The sequence below is a fragment of the Micromonospora sp. WMMD1219 genome, from assembly GCF_049315215.1.
Classification (GTDB): Bacteria; Actinomycetota; Actinomycetes; order Mycobacteriales; family Micromonosporaceae; genus Micromonospora; species Micromonospora tulbaghiae.
In genome coordinates, this window is the sequence record NZ_CP186057.1 from 2,420,866 (window position 1) to 2,439,467 (window position 18,602).

Here is an 18,602-nt window from a genome sequence, read left to right on the forward strand (position 1 = left end):
GCCGGATGCCCAGCTCCCGCCGTCCTCGTGCCGCCCGCTCCCGTTCCTCGTTCCGTCACTGGCGCACCGCGCTCGTGGTCTGCGCCTTCGTCGCCGCCGCCGCGGTCGGTGTCGGCGTTGCGGTGCAACTGCCGTCGGCGGGCGCGGGGACCCGGATCACCGACGGGTTCGTCGCCCAGCCCCCGGCCCCCACGCAGGCGCCGTCCACGCCGAGCGTTCCGCCGCCGCCTCCGGTGACGCCCAGCTCGCCGGCCGCGCCGGTGCTGACGCTGTCCGGCCCGGGGCCGGCGAAGGGCCGGGGCACCTTCGCGTACGACGAGCGGACCGGCGGTGTGCTCGGCCGCTCGGGGACGCTGCGCCGCTACCGGGTCGCGGTGGAGAACGGCTCCGGCGAGGAGGTCCCCGCCTTCGGCGAGGCGGTGCAGCGGGCACTGGCCGGCCCGGGCAGCTGGGTCGACGGCGGCAAGCTGCGGTTGCAGCGGGTCGGTCCGGGCGACCGGTACGACTTCACGATCTACCTGGCCACCCGCGACACGGCGGGGCGGCTGTGCGGGGCGGGCGGGATCGACATCCGGGTGGGCGGGGTGCCGTACACGTCGTGCCGCGTGCCGGGCAAGGTGGTGATCAACCTGGCCCGGTGGCGGACCTCGGCGCCGCACCTGGTCGCCGCCGGGATGCCGCTGGACGACTACCGGCTCTACGTGGTCAACCACGAGGTGGGCCACCAGCTCGGGCACCGGCACGAGGGGTGCCCGGGCGCGGGCCGGGCGGCGCCGGTGATGCAGCAGCAGACGCTGTTCCTCAAGGGCTGCCGGCCGAACCCGTGGCCCTACGTGGGTGGGAAGCGGTACACCGGGCCGGCTCTCTGAGCACCGGTTTGTGAAGAACATTCGCGGCATAGGCGGCAAAAGCAGCTATATGCCCGAATTGCATGGCACGCTGAGGTCATGACGTCGTCGTCCCCTTACGACAACCCCGCCGCACCGCCGCCCGAGCGTCCCACCCTGCGCCGGATGCGCCGGCGCCGCCGCCGCTCCGTGCTGCTGCTGGCGATGCTGCTCGCGGCCGTCAGCGGCGCGGTCGGCATCACCCGGCTGAGCGCGCCGCCGTCCGGGCACGGCGGGACGTCGCTCGCCGCCGAACCGTCGCTGGCGCGCGGCGCCGCCGAGGCCGACGTCCCGGCCCCGGCGCCGACCGGCTATCCCACCGCCGGCCCCGGCACGTTCGCGGTGGCCCAGGGCCGGTCTCCGGTACGCGGACAGGAGGGCCCGCTGCGCCGCTACCGGGTCGAGGTCGAGCAGGGTACGGGTCAGGACGCCGACGAGTTCGCCGCCACCGTGGACGCGGTGCTGGGCGACCCGCGCAGCTGGATCGCGTCCGGCGACCTGCGGGTGCAGCGGGTACCCGAGGCCGCCGCGGCCGACTTCACCGTCTACCTCGCCACCCCGGTCACCTCCGAGCGGATGTGCGCCGAAGGCGGCCTGCGCACCGACCGGTACACCTCCTGCCGGCTGCCCGGCCGGGTCGTGCTCAACCTGGCCCGGTGGATGACGGCGGTGCCCGACTACGGCGCCCCGCTGGAGGTCTACCGCACCTACGTGATCAACCACGAGGTCGGGCACGAGTTCGGCGAGCTGCACGAGGCGTGCCCCGAGCCCGGCGCGCCCGCCCCGGTGATGCAGCAGCAGACGTACGGACTGGACGGCTGCCTGCCCAACGCCTGGCCGTACGTCGGCGGGATGCGGTACTCCGGCGAGCCCACCGACGGCGTCTGAGTTATTCCCGGTCCCGCAGTTCGGGCCGAGTGTCCCTCATCATGGCCGATCCCCGCCCGGGCGAGCGACAATGGCGCGGTCACACCGCCGATCCCGGGGAGTCCACCGTGTCGTTGCCCCCGCTCGTCGAACCCGCCGCCGAGCTGACCGTTGACGAGATCCGCCGCTACTCGCGCCACCTGATCATCCCGGACGTCGGGGTGGAGGGGCAGAAGCGGCTGAAGAACGCCCGGGTGCTCTGTGTCGGCGCCGGTGGCCTCGGCTCGCCGGCCCTGCTCTACCTCGCCGCGGCCGGTGTCGGCACGCTCGGCATCATCGACTTCGACACCGTCGACGAGTCGAACCTCCAGCGCCAGGTCATCCACGGCGTCTCCGACGTGGGCCGGTCCAAGGCCGAGTCCGCCGCGGCGTCGATCCGCGAGATCAACCCGCTGGTCAACGTGGAGATCCACAACACTGCGCTGGACCGGGAGAACGTCCGGGACATCTTCTCCCGGTACGACCTGATCGTCGACGGCACCGACAACTTCGCCACCCGCTACATGGTCAACGACGCGGCCGTGCTGCTCGGCAAGCCGTACGTCTGGGGTTCGATCTACCGCTTCGACGGCCAGGCGTCGGTGTTCTGGGCCGAGCACGGCCCCTGCTACCGCTGCCTCTACCCGGAGCCCCCGCCGCCCGGCATGGTCCCGTCCTGCGCCGAGGGCGGCGTGCTCGGCGTGCTCTGCGCGTCGATCGGGTCGATCCAGGTCAACGAGGCGATCAAGCTGCTCGCCGGCATCGGTGAGCCGCTCGTCGGCCGGCTGATGGTCTACGACGCCCTGGAGATGAGCTACCGCAAGATCAAGGTCCGCAAGGACCCGAACTGCGTGCTCTGCGGCGAGAACCCGACCCTCACCGACCTGATGGAGGACTACGAGGACTTCTGCGGCGCGGTCTCCGACGAGGCGCAGGAGGCGGTGGTCGACTCGACCATCACCGCGCTGGAGCTGAAGGACTGGCAGGACTCCGGCAAGGACATCTTCCTGGTCGACGTGCGCGAGCCCGCCGAGTACGAGATCGTCCGGATCCCCGGCTCGACGCTCATCCCCAAGGGCGAGATCCTGTCCGGCGAGGCGCTGGCGAAGTTCCCGCAGGACCGGCAGATCGTGCTGCACTGCAAGTCCGGCGTCCGCTCCGCCGAGGCGCTCGCCGCGCTGAAGGCGGCCGGGTTCACCGACGCGGTGCACGTCCAGGGCGGCGTGCTCTCCTGGGTCAAGCAGATCGACCCGTCGCTGCCGTCGTACTGAGTCGTGTCGATGGGCCCGCCCGGCGTTCCGGGCGGGCCCATCGCGCTTTCCGTGCCCCCTGGCATGGGCAAACACCCGGTCGCGCACCCCAACGGCGGATGATCTCAAGGGCCGGTGGGCGGTACCGGCCCTGACCGAGCTACCGAGGCGTAACCTCGGCCGCACCAGTACCGTCAGTGCCGTGGTGGACTTGGACGCGGCGATCGGATTCGTCGTCGCTCACGGTGACGCGGTGGACCGCGCCCGCCTCTCCCGGCTGCGCTCCGGCGCCCCGGTGCCGCCCGACGTGCTCGACGCCGCCGAGGCCGGGCAGGCGCCGGGCGGTGGCTGGCCCGCCGTCCTCGACGGCGAGGTCGCCTCCGTCGACGCCACCTGCTTCCGCCTGGCCGAGCTGGACGACCTCGGCGCGCTGGGCCGCCCGGCCGCCCGGCACGCGCTGGACTGGCTGGCCGCCCGGCAACTGCCCGACGGCGGCTGGGACGAGGACCCGTCACTGGCCGGGCTCGCCCCCGAGTGGGCCACCCCGGGCGACCCCGAGGCCCGGCTCTACCAGACCGCCAACGCCGGGTTCTGGCTCACAGTGGCCGGACTCGACGCCCGGGCCGCCGGGCCGCTCGACCACCGGGTCGGCGGCGCGTACGCCGGTGTGGTGCAGGCGGCGGCGCAGACGCTCGCCGCCCAGCTCGCGCCGGACGGAAGCTGGCCGTCCTTCCTGCCCGCCGGCTGGCTCGCCGCCGCGGTGCTGCACCGCCAGCAGATGTACTACGAGTCGGCGCGCATCCAGGCGGTGCTGGCCGACCGGATCCCCCGGATGTCCCCGGCCGACGTGGCCTGGCTGGCCGCCACGCTGCGCCGCGTCGACGTGGGCGAGGAGCAGTGGCTGCTGGTGTCGGCGCGCCGGCGGCTCGCCGAGACGCAGCGCAGCGACGGCGGCTGGGACAGCGACGACGGCCACCAGTTCGACGTGCACACCACGCTGCGGGCGATCCGCGCGTGCCGCCCGAACACGCCCGAGGCCCCGGTGTCCGGAGCGCCGTTCGTGGTGCCGCAGACCGCCGAGCTGCCCGCGCCGCCAGCGGTGCCGGTCCCGCGCCCGCGCCGGCTCCCCGCATCGACGTCTCCGCCGCCAGTCCCCGAGTCCGCGCCTCCGCCGTCTACGCCTCCACCGTCCGCGTCCGCGCCGTCGGCCGGATCGGGGATCACGCCCGCGCCGTCAGTCGGTCCGGACGGCGCGCCGGACCTGTTTCCGGCCCGGGGTCTCGGGCCCCAGACCTGGTTCCGTCCGGACGTCGAGCCGGATGCCACGCCCGGATCGGGGGCGGTGCCCGATCCATCGGCCGGTGTAGAGGTGCCGGCCGGGCAGGGGCCGTGGTCCGCCTGGATCGTCACACCCGATCTGCTGCCCGGCGAGAGCACCGGGCCTGCTGTGCAGCCGGTGGCGGACCTGCTGCCCGGCCCGGTGCCGCCCGCTCTGCCTCCGGCGGTCGCGGTGCCACCGGCCGCCCCGGTGCCCCCGGGGCTGCCGCCACTGGTCATGCCGCCGTCGGAGCCCACGGCCCAGGTGATCGCCGCACCGCCGCAGCCCGGTACGACTCCGCCGGTCGACCCCACCACACCGGCCGACGGAGATCCACTCCCGATCGCGTAGCCCGGCCGCCGATGATCAATACCAGCTCGGGGGAGTGGAGGCATCAAAGGCGCCGGGATACCACCACTTCCCCGACCTGGCGCGTGCTCGACCAGTACGGCGAGGTGGTGGCATCAGAGGCCCTGGGATACCACCACTTCCCCGATCTGGCGCGTCCCCGGACCAGTTCGGGGAAGTGGGTGCGGGGCTGCCACCACCTCCCCGATCTGGCGCGCGACAGGAGGCAAGGGCGATCAGCGCAGGTGGCCGTCTCCGGTCACCACGTACTTCGTGCTGGTCAGCTCCGGCAGCCCCATCGGGCCGCGCGCGTGCAGCTTCTGCGTCGAGATGCCGATCTCCGCGCCGAAGCCGAACTCGCCGCCGTCGGTGAACCGGGTGGACGCGTTGACCATGACGGCGGCGGCGTCCACCCGGGCCACGAACTCCCGGGCCGTGCGCTGCGAGTCGGTGACGATCGCCTCGGTGTGGCCGGTGCCGTACCGGCGGATGTGCGCGACCGCCGCGTCGAGCGAGTCGACCACAGCGACGGAGATGTCGGCGGAGAGGTACTCGGTGCCGAAGTCCTCGTCGGTGGCCGGCACCACGGTGTTGGAGTGGGCGGCCACGGCGGGCGTGCCGTGCACGGTCACCCCGGCGTCGGCGAACGCGGCCAGCACGGCCGGCAGGAACTCGTCCGCGACGTCGCGGTGCACCAGCAGCGACTCGGCGGTGTTGCAGGTGGACAGCCGCTGGGTCTTGGCGTTCAGCGTGATCGCCAGGGCCTTGCCGAGGTCGGCGGCGGCGTCCACGTACACGTGGCAGTTGCCCACGCCGGTCTCGATCACCGGCACCGTCGACTCCTCCACGACGGCGCGGATCAGCGACGCGCCGCCGCGCGGGATCAGCACGTCGACCAGGCCGCGGGCGCGCATCAGCTCCTTGACCGAGTCGCGCGTGCTGGAGTCGAGCAGCTGCACCGCGTCCGCCGGCAGCCCGGCGCCGGCGACCGCGTCGCGCAGCACCGCGACCAGCGCCGCGTTGGAGTGGGCGGCCGACGAGGAGCCGCGCAGCAGCGCCGCGTTGCCGGACTTCAGGCAGATCCCGGCGGCGTCGACTGTCACGTTGGGCCGGCCCTCGTAGACGATGCCGACCACCCCGAACGGCACCCGCACCTGGCGCAGTTCCAGGCCGTTCGGCAGCGTCGAGCCGCGTACCACCTCGCCCACCGGGTCGGGCAGCGCGGCCATCTGGCGCAGCGCGTCCGCGATGGCCGCCACCCGGCCCTCGTCGAGCGCGAGCCGGTCCAGCACGGCCGCGGACAGCCCGGCCTCGCGCCCGGCCGCCAGGTCCGCCGCGTTCGCCGCCAGAACCTCCGGGGTACGCGCCACGAGCGCGTCGGCCATCGCGTGCAGCGCGGCGTCCTTGACGGTACGGGTGGCCGTGGCCAGGGCTTCCGCCGCGTCCCGGGCTCGCCGGGCCTGCTCGACGACGCTCATCGTGCGTACTCCTTCACCGGTGGGGCTCACAGCAGGACGAGGTCGTCGCGGTGGACGACCTCACGTTCGTACGCCGGGCCGAGCGCCGCGGCGAGTTCGGAGGTGGAACGGCCGAGCAGGCCGGGCAGTTCCACCGCGTCGTAGTTCACCAGGCCCCGGGCCACCGGCGCGCCCGCGGTGTCGACCAGGTCGACCGGGTCCCCGGCGGTGAACGCGCCGTCGACGGCGGTGATGCCGGCGGGCAGCAGTGACTTGCGGCGGCCGACCACCGCCTGCACCGCGCCCGGGTCGAGGTGCAGGCGGCCGCGGGGGGCGGTGGCGTGCGCCAGCCAGAACAGACGGGCGGCGGGGCGGCGGCTGCTCGGGTGGAAGTACGTGCCGACCGGCTCCCCGGCCAGCGCCGGCGCGGCCAGCGGCGCGGCGGTGAGCACCACCGGGATGCCGAAGCCGGTGGCGATCCGGGCCGCCTCGACCTTGGTCACCATGCCGCCGGTGCCCACCCCGGCGCGACCGGCCCCGCCGATGTCCACGCCGGCGAGGTCGCCCTCGCCGTGCACCTCGGTGATCCGCGTGCTGCCGGGACGGGCCGGGTTCCCGGTCCAGAGCGCGTCGACGTCGGAGAGCAGCACCAGCAGGTCGGCGTCGACGAGTGCGGCGACGAGCGCGGCCAGGCGGTCGTTGTCGCCGAACCGGATCTCCTCGGTGGCCACCGTGTCGTTCTCGTTGACGATCGGCACGGCGTGCAGGTCGAGCAGCTTGCGCAGCGTCCGGTACGCGTTGCGGTAGTGCGCGCGCCGGGTCACGTCGTCCACGGTGAGCAGCACCTGCCCGACGGTGCGGCCGTGCCGGGCGAACGCGGCCGCGTACCGGCCGATCAGCAGGCCCTGGCCGACGCTGGCGGCGGCCTGCTGGGTGGCCAGGTCGCGCGGGCGCCGGGGCAGCCGCAGCGGGGCGAGCCCGGCGGCGATCGCGCCGGAGGAGACCAGCACCACCTCGCGGCCGGAGGCGGCGAGCCCGCCGAGCGTGTCGACGAGCGCGTCGACCCGGGCGTCGTCCAGGCCGCCCGTCGCGGTGGTCAGCGAGGACGAACCGATCTTGACGACGATCCGCCGGGCCGAGGTGACTGCTTCGCGCACCCGACCATTCTGCGCGCTGCGGTCTGCCGCGCCGCGGCGCGTTCCCATATCGTGGCAGCTCGTGACACCTGACGAGTACGTCGAGGCGGTGCTGGCGCTGGTCGAGCGGATCCCGCCGGGGCGGGTGATGTCGTACGGGGCGGTGGCCGACGCGCTGGCCGAGCGCTCGGGACGGGCGTCGCCGCGGCTGGTCGGTTCGATCATGGCGCGGCACGGTGGCGGGGTGCCGTGGCACCGGGTGGTGAACGCGGCCGGCCGGATGCCGCCGGGGCACGAGCGCAGGGCCCGGGAACGGCTGCTCGCCGAGGGGTGCCCGTTGCGCGGCGACCGGGTGGACCTGGCGGCGGCCTCCTGGTCGCCGGACGAGGGGTGACCCGACCGCGTCGGATGCGCCGGGGGTCAATCGCGACGGCGCCGGACCGGGCCCGTCATCGCGGCCAGTCCGAGAACGCGCGGCGGAGGTCGCGGATCTGGTCCGGGGTGAGGCGGTAGAGCGCGAAGACGGTGTCGGGCAGGCGGTCGAGGCGCTGTAGGGCGTCCTGGAACTCTTCGTCGGTGAGCGCCGGGTCGGCCCGCCGTGCGAGGCCCAGCAGGTCGTTCCTGCTGTAGCGGCCGAGGGCGGCGGCGACGTCGATGTAGTCGCGGGGCTGGGCGCGGGTGACCATGGCGGCGACCTTGGTGCCGATCACGTCGTCCAGGTGCAGCACCGGCCCGACGTCGAGCACGATCGGGCTGGCGCTGCGCGCGAAGCGTACGAGCTGGAGCCGCACGGTCTGGTCGTCGCGGCGAACCTCGAACTCGGTCATGTCGTGCTCGAAGCCGTAGAAGACGTCGTCCTCGTGCTGGAACGGGTCCGGCGCCGGTGACATCAGGCGGCGACGTCCCGGGCACGCAGCGCCGGGTGGCTCTCTTCCCAGGCGCGGCGGACACCGCGGGGCACGTACAACTCGGGCCACAGCCGGATGAGGGTGGGGCCGTGCAGCCAGGCGCGCAGCTCGTCGGGATGAACGGCTTCGGTGAGCACCGTCTCGTACATCCAGGAGAGCAGGCCCGGGACGTCGAGGTCGACGTGCCGGTCGGGTTGCCAGAACAGCCGGTGGGGCAGCTCGACGACGCCTGCGACGGGGCCCTGCAACTCGCTCAGGTCGGGGACCACGACCGCACGACGGCCGGGGCGGGCCTCGTAGGGTGCCCTCGAACTGCGGACGGATCGGGCCGGGTCCATGCCTACAGGGTAACCGTGCCGACCTGCGGCTCGCCGCGACTCGCGAGTGCCAGCGGGCATCGAACAGCCGGTGCCGGACGAGGGGATGTGACCCGGGCCATAACGTGAGTAGCATTCGGCTCCATGACAGCTTCGGGCCTGCCTCGCCGGGTGCACCTCGGGTACGCGCTGGGTTCCCTGGTCACCGGCGCGTTCGGCACCGTGCCCGGGCTGCTCCTGCTGCCGTACCTCACCGACACGCTCGGTGTCGCCGCCGGGCTGGCCGCGCTGCTGGTGCTGCTGCCGAAGGCGTGGGACGTGCTGGTCAACCCGGTCGCCGGGCGCATCTCCGACCGGACCCGCTCCCGCTGGGGCGCGCGCCGGCCGTACCTGCTCGGTGGCGGGCTGGCGCTCGCGGTGCTGTTCGCCTCGATCTTCGCCGCGCCGTTCGCGAACGGTCCGGCCGCTGCCGCGTACGTGGCGCTGGCGTTCCTGGCGACAGCCACCGCGTTCGCGTTCTTCCAGGTGCCGTACGTGGCCATGCCGGCCGAGCTGACCGCCGACCCGGCGGAGCGTACCCGGTTGATGACCTGGCGGATCGCGGTGCTGGCGCTGGCCATCCTGGTCTCCGGCGCGGTGGCCCCGGCGGTGGTGACCGCGGGCGGCGACGGCATACCCGGCCACCGGTGGATGGGCCTGTTCGTGGCCGTGCTGATCGTCGCCGGCACCGTCGGCGTCTTCCTCGGCACCCGGTCCGCGCCGACCGGAACGGTGGGGGAGAGCGAGCCGAGCCTGCGCGCGCAGCTCGCGGTCGCCACCGGCAACCGGCCGTTCCGGGTGCTGCTGATCTGCTTCGTGATCCAGTCCGCCGGGGTGGCCACCGTGCTGGCCGGGGTGAAGTACTTCGCCGACCAGGTGCTGCGCGAGCCGGACAGCGGCCCGACGCTGCTGTTCGCCTGCTTCGTCGCGCCCGCGCTGCTGGTCATGCCGCTCTGGTCGCGGGCCGGCGCCCGGCTGGGCAAGCGGACGTCGCTGGTCGCCGCGTCGCTGATCTTCGCGGCGGGCGCGCTGGCCCTGGTCACCGCGCCCGCTCTGCCGGCCGCCGCGGCCTACGCGGTGGTCGCGGTGATCGGCGTCGGGTACGCGGGCCAGCAGGTCTTCGCGCTTGCCATGCTGCCGGACTGCATCGCGTACGACACGGCGCGCACCGGGCGGCGGCAGGCCGGGGTGTTCACCGGGCTGTGGACCGCCGGGGAGACGTTCGGGCTGGCGCTGGGGCCGGGCATCTACGGGCTGGTGCTCCAGCTCTCCGGCTACGTCTCCTCGTCCACCGGGACCGCCGCCGTCCAGTCGGACACGGCCCGTCTCGGCGTGCTGCTCGGCTTCACCGTGCTGCCGGCCCTGCTGGTGGCGATCCCGCTGGTGCTGCTGCGCGGCTACACCCTGACCCCGGCCCATCTGGCCACCGCGCCCGGCGCCACCGCGCCCGACGCCACCGCGCCCGGGGCCACCACGTCGGCCGCCGCCGCACCCGAGGCCGACGGCGCCGCACCGGCCGCGCGGGCATGAGCAAGCACCGCCCGCCCGGCCCGTCCACGAGAGGAACCACCCGATGACCGACACGGCAGACGTGGGCGCGCTGCCCGCGCGGGGGATGCCCGCGGAAGACGTACTCGACGAGGTCCGCGCGCTGCGCGCCGCCGACCGTCCGACGCACGGCGGGCGGCTGTTCGCGTACGTCTACGACCCCGGCGTGGCCGGGCTGGACGCGCTGGCGCAGGCCGCGTACGCGGAGAGCGCGCACGTCAACGGCCTCGACCCGACCGCGTTCCCGTCGCTGCTGGCGATGGAGAACGCGCTCGTCGGCGCCGCCGCCCGGCTGCTCGGCGGCGGCCCCGGCACCGGCGCGCCGGACGTGGTCGGCAGCGTCACCAGCGGCGGCACCGAGTCGCTGCTGCTCGCCGTCAAGGCGGCCCGGGACGCCCGCCCCGACCTGACCGAGCCGCGGATCGTGGCGCCGGCGAGCGCGCACGCCGCGTTCGCCAAGGCGGCGCACTACCTGCGGGTCGCGCTCGACACCGTGCCGGTCGACCCGGTGACGTTGCGGCCGGACGTGGCAGCGGTGGCCGCCGCGATCCGCCCGGAGACCGTGCTGGTGGTGGCGTCCGCCCCGTCGTACGCGCACGGGGTGGTCGACCCGGTGACCGAGATCGCCGCCGTCGCGCGGGCCGCCGGGGTGCGCTGCCACGTGGACGCCTGCTTCGGCGGCTGGGCGCTGCCCTGGCTGCGCCGGCTCGGCGCGCCGGTGCCGCCGTTCGACTTCGCCGTACCGGGGGTCACCTCGATCTCGGTGGACCTGCACAAGTACGCGTACGCGCCGAAGGGCGTCTCGGTGCTGCTGCACCGCGATCCGGCGCTGCGCGCGCCGCAGTTCTTCGCGTACGCGGACTGGCCCGGCTACACGATGGTGAACCCGGTGATCGCCTCGACCCGGTCCGGTGGGCCGATCGCCGCCGCGTACGCCACACTCCGCCACCTCGGCGAGGACGGCTACCTGCGGCTGGCCGCCGCCACCCGGGACGCGGTCGCCGGGCTGGCCGGCGCGGTACGGGCCACCGGCGGGCTGCGGCTGATGGCCGAACCGGAGACCACAGTGGTCTGCTTCACCAGTGACGATCCCGGGCTCGACCTGTTCGTGCTCGTCGACGAGCTGACCGCGCGTGGCTGGCACACCCAGCCCCAGCTCACGTACGCCGATCTGCCGGCCAGCGTCCACCTCACGGTGACTGCGGCGGTGGCGCCCCGGGTGGCCGAGTTCGGCCCGGCGCTGGCCGAGGCGGTCGCGGCGGCCCGCGCCGCCGGGCCGGTCGTGCTGCCGCCGGAACTGCTGGCGCTGGCCGGCAGCCTCACGCCGGAGGCGCTCACCTCCGAGCTGGTGGCCGGGCTCGCCGACGGGCTCGGCCTGGCCGGCGGCGCCGGGGTGCCGGACCGGATGGCGGTGGTGAACACGCTGCTCGACGCCGCCCCGGCGCGGCTGCGGGAACGGCTGCTCGCCGAATTCGTCGGGCTGCTCCAGCGCCCGGCCTGGTGACACGGCGACGCCCGGCCGGCGCGTGGGCGCCGGCCGGGCGGGCGACTGTCAGCTCGCGGCGGCCGCGGTCACCGGGAACGACGTGGTGTTGTCCGACGGGTCCACGTCCTGCGGGTCGTCGGCCCCGTAGAAGTAGCCCCCGGTCACGGTGAGGCTGCCGGTACCCAGCTCACCCGCGGGCGTGCCGACGGGCGCCCGGAGGAAGACGTCGAAGGTGCGCTCCTCGCCCGGCACGAACCGGCCGCCCGGCACGGAGAACCCGTACGGGAAGCTCGGCATGTCCTGCGGCTCGATGTGGTCGACCTGCACCCCCGCGGGCAGGGCGGCGGCGACGTTGAGAGCGAAGGTCGGCGCGTCGTTGCCGTAGCGCACGGTGACCGGCATCCGGCCGAGCAGGGTGCCGTCCGGCTGCGGGGTCAGCGTCACCGCGCTGCCCCGGATGCCGAGGTCGGTGTCGACGGCCTGCACGTACGGGCGCGGCTTGCGCAGGCTGCCGGTGGTGGAGCGGAAGAGGGTGGTGAAGCCGGTGGCGTCGGAAGCGGCGGCGGCGCCGTCCGGGACGACCTCGATCCGCCCGCCGTTCGCGACCATCGGGTAGCTGCGCGCGGTGGTCCAGACGTGGAACCCGAGCCGGAAGGTGAGGCTCTTGCCGGCCTCGATCTGCTCGCCGCCGCAGCCGATCACCAGCCGGTTCTCCACCAGGCGGGTGTAGAAGCAGCCACCGCCGGGCTCGATCGTGGTGAACGAGGCCCCCGCCGGCTCGGTGACGACCAGGCTCACCCACGTCGCGGTCGGCCGCCGGTTGGTCACCGTCGCGGTGAGCGTCCCGACGTACCCCCTGTCGGTCGGGTCGAGGACGAGCCGCTGCGCCGTGACGTCGACGCGGCCGGCGGTGGCGGCGCTCGGCGCGGCGGCGGCCGGCGCGGCCAGGGTGATCAGTGCGGCGGTCCCACCGAGCAGTGCGGTGGCGATCCGTGCCGTACGTGTGGTCATGCTGTTCCTCCCGTGATTCCCCGTTGCCGGACGGCGGCATGTCCGTCCGTCCGATGCCGGTGACACGTCCGAATCGGACGGCCGGTTGCGATCTGTCGGTCAGCCGACTGAGGTCAGCTCGACCAGGTTGTCCTCACCGTTCAGGTCGTTCCAGTAGCGCTGCTGCGAGTCGATGTGGATCACTCGCAGCGTCGGGGGGCCGTCGGCGGTCACCGGATGGTCGAACGTGAACGTGTACGTCCTGCTCGCGCCCGCCGACAGGGTGTCGAGAACGCAGGCGATGTCTCCGTCGAGCCGCACGTTCCGGCACCGGTCCAGGGCGGAATCGGTCGGTACCGTGTAGCCGTACCAGCCGGTGAACCCGAGCATGCGCACGCTCACCGGCCCTCGGTTCACCACCGTCACGGTGGCAGTGACCTTGCGGATCCCCTTCTTGTCAGGTGGCCCGGCCACGACGTCGCGGGCGGTCATCGTGAGGTCGGTCAGGCGGGGGTCGACACCGAACTTCGTGGGTCCGCCGGCCTGCCGGAACCGATCGCCGGCCCAGGAGTACGTCCGCCACTGTCGTTGCGGCGCCCATTCCGGAACTCCGCAACAGGGCTGGATGTCGGCGACGTGCACCCGGATCTCCCCGCTGTCCCGCACCGAGAACTCGGTGATGTCACCCATGCCCTCACGGGTGCCGACGACCCGGCCCATGGTGACGATCCGGCCGTCGTCGTCGCGGTCGAAGGCGAGCACCTGCTTGACCGACACCTCGCCGTAGTGGCAGGCGACGAGGACGACCGTCTCGACCGCGCCGTCACCGTCGAGATCGCCGTACTCCGGCCCGGCCCGCAGCGTCGGGGTCGTGTCCGGCGGCCCGGGCCGGAGCCGGACGTTGTCGCTGGCGCAGGTCTCCGGCGCGTCCGGCCAGGACACGAGGTCGAGCCGGGCCGCGAGCAGCTGGGACCGGGTGATCCGCCCGTCCGGAGCGGGCGGGGTCGAGCCGGCCGTGCTCGGCGGCGGCGTCGACGGTGACGGCGACGTGCTCACGGACGGGGTCGGGGTGACGGTCTGCGCGGGGGCGGGGGGTGGTCCGGGCCGCCGGTCCAGGGCGGCGTTCGCGCCCACCGGGATCACCACGGCGAGCACCACGGCCGTCGCGGTGACCACCGCGGTCCGCCGGCGACGGCGCCGGACCGTGCGCCGGACCGCGGCCGTCCCGGCCGGGTGCACCACCGGGGCGTACGCCGCGCGGAACTCGGCGAACTCGCCGCCGACCAGGATGTCGTCGGGCTCAGTCACTGTGGTTCACCTCGCTCGTGGTGGTGAGCTTCGCCGCCAGCGCGGCCCGCCCCCGGTACAGCCAGGACTTGACGGTGCCCTCCGGCACGTCCTCCTGCGCCGCGATCTGCGCGACGCTGAGATCGGCCAGGTAGTGCAGGACCACGGCGCGGCGCTGATGGGCCGGCAGCTCGGACAGCGCGGCGGTCAGCGCGACCCGGTCCGGACCCGGCCCCGGCACGTACTCCTCCCGCTGCCGGTGCAGCCACGCCTGGGCCGTCCGCAGCCGCCGCCAGCGGCTGGTGGCCAGGTTCCAGGCCACCCGGCGGACCCAGGCCACCGGGTCGTCGTAGCGGGACACCCGGGACCAGCGGGCGAACGCCCGGCAGAACGCCTCCTGCACCATGTCCTGCGCCTGGGACAGGTCACCGCAGTAGGCGGTGAGCTGAATGGTCAGGGACCGGAAGTGTGCGTGGTAGAGCCCGTCGAAGTCGACCGCCTCGCGCCGCTCGGCGCGCCTCGCTGTCCCCTCGGGTGGCTCGTCGAGCATCGGCTCCCTCGTCACCGTCACCTGGTCCTCCCCGTGTGCGTACCGCCGACGCGGTCACGCCGGTCACACGCCCTGACGCCCGTACGGGTTGCGAGGGTTGCCGATCCGGGTGCTGTGGTTGACTGTCGGTTCAGGGACAGCGGAGTTTCGCAGACAGGGGAGGCCCGAGGTGCAGGTGCCGGCCGTGCTCGGCGAGCCGATCCGGTTCGTGCTGAACTGGGGCCGCCGCTACTCGCTCTGGGTGTTCAACTTCGGGCTGGCCTGCTGCGCCATCGAGTTCATCGCGACCAGCATGGGCCGGCACGACTTCATGCGGCTCGGCGTGATCCCGTTCGCCCACGGGCCCCGGCAGGCCGACCTGATGGTGGTCAGCGGCACCGTCACCGACAAGATGGCCCCGGCGGTCAAGCGGCTCTACGACCAGATGCCCGAGCCGAAGTACGTGATCTCGTTCGGCGCCTGCTCCAACTGCGGCGGCCCGTACTGGGACTCCTACTCGGTGACCAAGGGCGTCGACCAGCTCATCCCCGTCGACGTGTACGTGCCCGGCTGCCCGCCGCGTCCGGAGGCGCTGCTGCACGGCATCCTCCGCCTCCAGGAGAAGATCGCCGCCGAGCAGTCGGGCGTCGGTGGCGTGCCGCGCCCCGACGCGCTCACCTCCCCGGCGGACGCTGTGGCGCGGCCGGTCGAGGCGCTCACCGCACCGCCGGTACGTCCGCCGGCCTGAGCGCACGCCCTGCGGGGCGAACGGCGACGCGGTTCACCTCTTTGGATGATCTTGAATGTCGACGGTCACCGTTATGTTGCTGGCATGACACGACTGCGGGCTGCGGGGGCCGCCCTTCTGGCGGCGCTCGCCACGATCTCCCTCTCTGCCACACCGGCGGCCGCTGACGCGGTCGGCTACACCGGGCTGGTCACCGACGCAGACGGTGAGCCGGTCGCGAACGCCTGTCTCGCCCTGCACACCTCGCCCGAGGAGGTGGCCGCCGAGTACTGCTCGGACGCGCAAGGGCGTTACACCATCCCCGGCACCGCCGACACCAACACCACCTACAAGATCCGGGTGCACGCCGACGGCTTCCGGACCGAGTGGTGGTACTCCGCCCCGGACTACCTGAACGCGGACCGGATCAGCCTTCCGGCGTACGACCTCGTCGAGCAGAACGTCCGGCTCGGACAGGGATCGGCGGGGATCAAGGGCCGGATCACCGACGAGACCGGCGCGCCGGTCGAGGCCACGGTCACCATCTACGGCGAGGACTCGAACTACGAGGCGATCGCCTACACCTGGAACCTCGGCGACGGGCGCTACCAGATCGACAACGTGCCCCCCGGCCGGTACCGGATCTCCGTCTACGACAACAGCCGTGGCTACCAGTGGGTGCCGGGTCAGGAGACCCGGGACACCGCCACCGTGTTCGAGGTGGCCGACGGCGCGACGCTCACCGTCGACGAGCAGGTGCTGCCGCTGGGGGAGATCGAGGCCCGGGTGACCGACTCGGTCACCGGCAAGCCCGTGCCGCGTCCCTGCCTGTACGTCATGGGAGGGCGCGACGAGTTCATCTGCGGCACGAACGGCCTGGTCCGGGTCACCGACGTGCGGCCGGGCAGTTGGACGACGGAGGTGACCGGCGGCGCCTCGTACTTCCCCGCCGACCCGCAGCCGACGGTCGACGTGCGGCGCGGCGCTGTCACCGAGGTCTCGTACGCGTTGCGGCCCGGTGCGGCCTTCACCACCACGGTCCGGGACGCGGCCACCTCCGCCCCGGTCGACGGGATCTGCGTACACCTGGTCCAGCCCAAGTGGGGTGGACAGTCCGCCCACATGTGGCAGTACTGCTCCGGCGCGGACGGCCGCCTGGAGGTCGGCCCGTTCGAGGCTGACGAACTCGCGACCTGGAACGTGTACGCCTACCAGGCGGACAACCCGTACAACCCGCCGGTGCGCCGGTACGGCGACCAGTGGGTCACCGCCGCCGGCGGCAGCGGCGACCAGCGCGCGGCGCTGGCGGTGACCTTGCAGGCGGCACGCACCATCACCATCCCGACCATCCGGATGGACCAGCCGGGCACGATCACCGGTACGGTCCGCAACGCCGCGGGCGAGGTGGTCCCGGGCGTCTGCTCCTACCCGTACGCCTTCCACCCCGGCCAGGGCGCCATCTTCGGGAAGAACTGCTCCGACGCCTCCGGCCGCTACACCATCAACGACCTCGGCCCCTACCGCTGGCCGGTCGAGTTCGCACCGAACGCCAACAGCGGCTACGCCTGGCAGTGGTCCGGCAATGTCGCCGACCGCTTCGCCGCCACGTACACCCAGGTCAAATCGGGTGGCACGGCAACCGTCAACGCCAAGCTGGTCGCCGGTGGCGTGCTCGCCGGCAAGGTGACCGACCCGGCCGACCCGTGGGCCACCGGTTACGTCTGGACGTACAACGCGCGCACCGGCGACATCGCCAGCGCCTCCTACGGGTACTTCGACAGCGGCAGCGGTGGGTCGTTCACCGTCAAGGGGCACCGCACGCAGGACGTCTACGTCCAGTACTGGGTGAACAAGGACTGCTGGTACGGCAGCCGACAGGCCCAGACCGTGCGGGTCAAGGTCGGCGCCACCACCACCGTCGCGATGAACACCGACTCCACCTGCGGGGCTCCCCCCACGGGCGTGGCCCGCGCCGCCGCGGCTCCGCTGGGCATTCGACCTGACTCGCGCACCGGGCGCTGACTGTCGACGATCGGCCGGTACGGCGGCGACCGCCGTCGTACCGGCCACCGGGCGGGGCCGGAACGGGCCGTCGACTGGCGCCCGGTGGCTAGCCTGCGGCTCATGACCGACCTCGCGGAGGAGCGCTCCGCATTCATCATCGACGTGCTGACCGAGGAGTTCGGCGCGTCCATGGCGATCGACCCGGCGGCGTTCCGCCGCAAGTTCCGCAAGATGGCGGCGTCACCGTTCGCCTTCTACCGGGGCAGCGCCGCGCTGTTCTACGCCGACCAGCGCGGCGACTTCGGCAGCGACCGGTTCCTCGACGAGCGGACCAGCCGGGTGTGGATCCACGGTGACCTGCACGCCGAGAACTTCGGCACCTACATGAACGCCTCCGGGCAGCTCGTGTTCAACGTCAACGACTTCGACGAGGCGTACGTCGGGCCGTTCACCTGGGACCTGAAGCGCTTCGCCGCGAGCGTGGCGCTGCTCGGCTACGCCAAGGCGCTCTCCGACCGGGTGATCGGCGAGCTGGTGACCGGGTTCGCCCGGTCGTACCTGGCCGAGCTGCGGGCCATCGCCGCGGGCGGGGACGACGCGATCGGCTCGATCACGCTCGACAACGCCGACGGCGTGCTGCGCCGGGTGCTTCAGCAGGCTCGGCTCAACACCCGGGTGGACCTGCTCGCCGCGCAGACCACGATCGACAACTACGAGCGCCGGTTCTCCCTCGGCGACGGCGTGCACGAGATCGACGACGCCACCCGGGAGAAGGTGTGCGCCGCGTTCGCCGACTACCTGCACACGCTGCCGGCCTCGACCACCCGGATGCGCCCGGTCGCCGCGGGCATCAAGGACGTGGTGCTGCGCAAGGGCGTCGGCATCGGGTCGGCCGGGCTGCCGTCGTACAACCTGCTGCTGGAGGGGCACACCCAGGCGCTGGAGAACGACGTCGTCATCTACATGAAGCAGGCGCAGGTGCCGGCCGTGGCGCGCTACGTCGACGACGAGCGGGTCCGCTCGTACTTCCGGCACCAGGGGCACCGCACCGCCGAGTCGCAGCGCGCGTTGCAGGCGCACGCCGACCCGTGGCTGGGCTTCACCGAGCTGGACGGCGTCGGGCAGCTCGTCGCCGAGGTGTCCCCGTACGCGGCGGACCTGGACTGGGCCGACGTGAACGAGCCGGAGGAACTGGCCGGCGTGCTCGCCGACCTGGGCCGGGCGGTGGCCCGGATGCACTCGGTCGCGGACGACGAGTCCAGCCACGACCTGGTCGACTACTCCACCGAGGAGGCGATCGTCGCGGTCGTCGACGCCGACCCGGAGGCGTTCGTCGACTACCTGGTCGACTTCGGGCACCGGTACGGGATCCGGGCGCGCGAGGACCACCAGCTCTTCGTGGACCTGTTCCGCAACGGCCGGCTACCAGGCATCTGAGGGCCGGGGCGCCGGATCCGGCGCCCCG

16 protein-coding genes and 1 pseudogene are annotated in these 18,602 nt (G+C 73.7%); 10 read left to right on the forward strand and 7 right to left on the reverse strand.

All coding sequences use genetic code 11. The features are described 5' to 3' along the window. The first annotated feature begins 5 nt into the window (after nucleotides 1–5). The 4 genes and pseudogenes from ACN27C_RS11590 to ACN27C_RS11605 form a co-directional block, all read left to right on the forward strand. A complete protein-coding gene (locus ACN27C_RS11590) occupies nucleotides 6–869 on the forward strand; it encodes a DUF3152 domain-containing protein (RefSeq protein WP_357896493.1) in 864 nt (287 codons plus the stop codon). A gap of 78 nt (nucleotides 870–947) precedes the next feature. Then, on the forward strand, nucleotides 948–1,775 hold the full coding sequence (locus ACN27C_RS11595) for a DUF3152 domain-containing protein (protein WP_252449556.1): 828 nt from the start codon (nucleotides 948–950) through the stop codon (nucleotides 1,773–1,775). A gap of 41 nt (nucleotides 1,776–1,816) precedes the next feature. Continuing rightward, on the forward strand, nucleotides 1,817–3,064 hold the full coding sequence (moeZ, locus tag ACN27C_RS11600; RefSeq protein ID WP_199733261.1) for an adenylyltransferase/sulfurtransferase MoeZ: 1,248 nt from the start codon (nucleotides 1,817–1,819) through the stop codon (nucleotides 3,062–3,064). A 130-nt stretch (nucleotides 3,065–3,194) separates the two neighbouring features. After that, nucleotides 3,195–4,064 (forward strand): annotated as a pseudogene (locus ACN27C_RS11605) (hypothetical protein); the annotation flags it as partial. Between the two features lie 881 nt (nucleotides 4,065–4,945). Here ACN27C_RS11605 and ACN27C_RS11610 read toward each other — a convergent pair. Then, nucleotides 4,946–6,187 (reverse strand): glutamate-5-semialdehyde dehydrogenase, encoded by a 1,242-nt coding sequence (locus tag ACN27C_RS11610; protein WP_422751144.1) that lies wholly within the window; start codon nucleotides 6,185–6,187, stop codon nucleotides 4,946–4,948. A 26-nt stretch (nucleotides 6,188–6,213) separates the two neighbouring features. Then, the gene (proB, locus tag ACN27C_RS11615) at nucleotides 6,214–7,371 is read right to left on the reverse strand and encodes a glutamate 5-kinase (protein WP_120573046.1); all 1,158 of its coding nucleotides are present in this window, start codon (nucleotides 7,369–7,371) and stop codon (nucleotides 6,214–6,216) included. A gap of 13 nt (nucleotides 7,372–7,384) precedes the next feature. On the opposite strand from proB, the gene ACN27C_RS11620 reads away from it, so the two are divergent. Further along, nucleotides 7,385–7,696, forward strand: a complete 312-nt coding sequence (locus ACN27C_RS11620; protein ID WP_252449560.1) for an MGMT family protein — start codon at nucleotides 7,385–7,387, stop codon at nucleotides 7,694–7,696. Between the two features lie 55 nt (nucleotides 7,697–7,751). Here the strand turns inward: ACN27C_RS11620 and ACN27C_RS11625 are convergent, their stop codons facing one another. Together ACN27C_RS11625 and ACN27C_RS11630 are read right to left on the reverse strand one after the other, a co-directional pair. After that, nucleotides 7,752–8,192 carry a nucleotidyl transferase AbiEii/AbiGii toxin family protein gene (locus tag ACN27C_RS11625; protein ID WP_422751145.1) on the reverse strand — a complete coding sequence of 147 codons (441 nt, stop codon included), beginning with the start codon at nucleotides 8,190–8,192 and terminating at the stop codon, nucleotides 7,752–7,754. Continuing rightward, nucleotides 8,192–8,548, reverse strand: coding sequence for a hypothetical protein (locus tag ACN27C_RS11630; RefSeq protein WP_422751146.1), 357 nt, complete (start codon nucleotides 8,546–8,548; stop codon nucleotides 8,192–8,194). Before ACN27C_RS11630 ends, ACN27C_RS11625 begins: the two co-directional genes overlap by 1 nt. Before the next feature lie 123 nt (nucleotides 8,549–8,671). Here ACN27C_RS11630 and ACN27C_RS11635 point away from each other — a divergent pair, with 123 nt between their 5' ends. Both ACN27C_RS11635 and ACN27C_RS11640 read left to right on the forward strand, forming a co-directional pair. Next, nucleotides 8,672–10,096, forward strand: a complete 1,425-nt coding sequence (locus ACN27C_RS11635; RefSeq protein WP_422751147.1) for an MFS transporter — start codon at nucleotides 8,672–8,674, stop codon at nucleotides 10,094–10,096. 43 nt (nucleotides 10,097–10,139) lie between these two features. Next, nucleotides 10,140–11,618 carry a pyridoxal phosphate-dependent decarboxylase family protein gene (locus tag ACN27C_RS11640; RefSeq protein ID WP_422751148.1) on the forward strand — a complete coding sequence of 493 codons (1,479 nt, stop codon included), beginning with the start codon at nucleotides 10,140–10,142 and terminating at the stop codon, nucleotides 11,616–11,618. A 48-nt stretch (nucleotides 11,619–11,666) separates the two neighbouring features. Here the strand turns inward: ACN27C_RS11640 and ACN27C_RS11645 are convergent, their stop codons facing one another. From ACN27C_RS11645 to ACN27C_RS11655, 3 genes are all read right to left on the reverse strand, one after another. After that, on the reverse strand, nucleotides 11,667–12,611 hold the full coding sequence (locus ACN27C_RS11645; RefSeq protein WP_422751149.1) for a hypothetical protein: 945 nt from the start codon (nucleotides 12,609–12,611) through the stop codon (nucleotides 11,667–11,669). Between the two features lie 99 nt (nucleotides 12,612–12,710). Beyond that, on the reverse strand, nucleotides 12,711–13,898 hold the full coding sequence (locus ACN27C_RS11650) for a hypothetical protein (RefSeq protein ID WP_422751150.1): 1,188 nt from the start codon (nucleotides 13,896–13,898) through the stop codon (nucleotides 12,711–12,713). Next, a complete protein-coding gene (locus ACN27C_RS11655; RefSeq protein WP_121685634.1) occupies nucleotides 13,891–14,448 on the reverse strand; it encodes a SigE family RNA polymerase sigma factor in 558 nt (185 codons plus the stop codon). Before ACN27C_RS11655 ends, ACN27C_RS11650 begins: the two co-directional genes overlap by 8 nt. A 148-nt stretch (nucleotides 14,449–14,596) precedes the next feature. Here ACN27C_RS11655 and ACN27C_RS11660 point away from each other — a divergent pair, with 148 nt between their 5' ends. From ACN27C_RS11660 to ACN27C_RS11670, 3 genes are all read left to right on the forward strand, one after another. Beyond that, nucleotides 14,597–15,154 carry an NADH-quinone oxidoreductase subunit B gene (locus ACN27C_RS11660; protein ID WP_120573053.1) on the forward strand — a complete coding sequence of 186 codons (558 nt, stop codon included), beginning with the start codon at nucleotides 14,597–14,599 and terminating at the stop codon, nucleotides 15,152–15,154. An 84-nt stretch (nucleotides 15,155–15,238) separates the two neighbouring features. Further along, on the forward strand, nucleotides 15,239–17,155 hold the full coding sequence (locus tag ACN27C_RS11665; RefSeq protein ID WP_422751151.1) for a carboxypeptidase regulatory-like domain-containing protein: 1,917 nt from the start codon (nucleotides 15,239–15,241) through the stop codon (nucleotides 17,153–17,155). 102 nt (nucleotides 17,156–17,257) lie between these two features. After that, entirely contained in the window at nucleotides 17,258–18,574 is a 1,317-nt protein-coding gene (locus ACN27C_RS11670; RefSeq protein ID WP_252449569.1) for a DUF2252 domain-containing protein, read from the forward strand. The last annotated feature ends 28 nt before the right edge of the window (nucleotides 18,575–18,602 follow it).

Excerpts from the sequence above, each read along its gene's own strand:
- ACN27C_RS11640 (WP_422751148.1), top strand. The coding sequence starts at position 10,140 with ATGACCGACACGGCAGACGTGGGCGCGCTGCCCGCGCGGGGGATGCCC.
- ACN27C_RS11670 (WP_252449569.1), top strand. The coding sequence starts at position 17,258 with ATGACCGACCTCGCGGAGGAGCGCTCCGCATTCATCATCGACGTGCTG.
- moeZ (WP_199733261.1), top strand. The coding sequence starts at position 1,817 with ATGGCCGATCCCCGCCCGGGCGAGCGACAATGGCGCGGTCACACCGCC.
- ACN27C_RS11595 (WP_252449556.1), top strand. The coding sequence starts at position 948 with ATGACGTCGTCGTCCCCTTACGACAACCCCGCCGCACCGCCGCCCGAG.
- ACN27C_RS11645 (WP_422751149.1), bottom strand. The coding sequence starts at position 12,611 with ATGACCACACGTACGGCACGGATCGCCACCGCACTGCTCGGTGGGACC.
- ACN27C_RS11590 (WP_357896493.1), top strand. The coding sequence starts at position 6 with ATGCCCAGCTCCCGCCGTCCTCGTGCCGCCCGCTCCCGTTCCTCGTTC.
- ACN27C_RS11635 (WP_422751147.1), top strand. The coding sequence starts at position 8,672 with ATGACAGCTTCGGGCCTGCCTCGCCGGGTGCACCTCGGGTACGCGCTG.
- ACN27C_RS11610 (WP_422751144.1), bottom strand. The coding sequence starts at position 6,187 with ATGAGCGTCGTCGAGCAGGCCCGGCGAGCCCGGGACGCGGCGGAAGCC.
- ACN27C_RS11665 (WP_422751151.1), top strand. The coding sequence starts at position 15,239 with ATGACACGACTGCGGGCTGCGGGGGCCGCCCTTCTGGCGGCGCTCGCC.
- ACN27C_RS11625 (WP_422751145.1), bottom strand. The coding sequence starts at position 8,192 with ATGTCACCGGCGCCGGACCCGTTCCAGCACGAGGACGACGTCTTCTAC.
- proB (WP_120573046.1), bottom strand. The coding sequence starts at position 7,371 with ATGGGAACGCGCCGCGGCGCGGCAGACCGCAGCGCGCAGAATGGTCGG.
- ACN27C_RS11630 (WP_422751146.1), bottom strand. The coding sequence starts at position 8,548 with ATGGACCCGGCCCGATCCGTCCGCAGTTCGAGGGCACCCTACGAGGCC.